This is a genomic window from Paenibacillus cisolokensis, assembly GCF_050481165.1.
Taxonomy (GTDB): domain Bacteria; phylum Bacillota; class Bacilli; order Paenibacillales; family Paenibacillaceae; genus Paenibacillus_AH; species Paenibacillus_AH cisolokensis.
The window spans coordinates 1-889 of the sequence record NZ_JBCNFP010000176.1; the positions used below are offsets into that span (position 1 = coordinate 1).

The 889-nt window shown below is 42.9% G+C and carries 1 pseudogene; it reads right to left on the reverse strand.

What is annotated here, in order from left to right:
- Window positions 1-534 precede the first annotated feature (534 nt).
- Window positions 535-889, reverse strand: a pseudogene (locus ABEV74_RS22505) (hypothetical protein); the annotation flags it as partial.

The window sequence follows — 889 nt, forward strand, 5'->3', positions numbered from 1 at the left end:
ACTTTAAACAGCGAAGAAGCAATTAGGTTTTGTTACCCCTATTGGGAGTAGAAACGCCAAAATCGCAATTTTTTGGCTCAGTACCGCTTGGCACAAGCTGAAATCCTTATGGATATTAGTCCTACGCCGACATTTCAATCGGTGAATGCTTACAGTAGGGTGATCAATATTCTATATATCGTCAATATTGACGAATTGTAACGAACATCTACATAAAAAAGCCTAATTCGATTTGAATCGGCACGTAGAGTTAGAACACTAATAGCAAGATCGAAGTAATTTTATCCGTCCTTTTGTTCCGGCATACCACACGTCTTTATGAAACCCGCCAATAGCAAACCGGCCCTTAAACAATAAAGTACGAAGCAAAGAAGGTAATATGCAATCCATAATCCGAGACCAAATCCCGCCTTTCGGCCATCATTAATAAAGCGGAGAGGCTCGCCCCCTCCGCCACATACCGATTCTGTTGCCATAAATAGTTTTGATGTCGATAGCAATTATATTACTCTACTGATATCAGTTGATTCGAGTCTAAGAATCATCGCTCAGAACACTTTTTACGTATGACTTTACCTGCTCAGGTTCAACGTAAAGTACGGCTTTTCCGTTCACTGATTTTTCTTGTATGAGTTCCATCGGCGGCAATTGAATGCTGTCAATGCTTTCCCTGTCGATCTCAAAGCCCAGCTTACCCAGCTTTATCATATCATCGTCGCTGATGTTCGTTTCGATATACGGCTCGAAAAAAAGTATTAGACTCCCATGCCGCTGACACGGCACCATCAGATGATGAAAATAATCAGGTTCCCACGGTATAATAATCTTGCGGCTGGCGAAGCGAGGTCGTCGTAACCTGGTGCCTCGAGCCCGATTCTTAGACAGACCC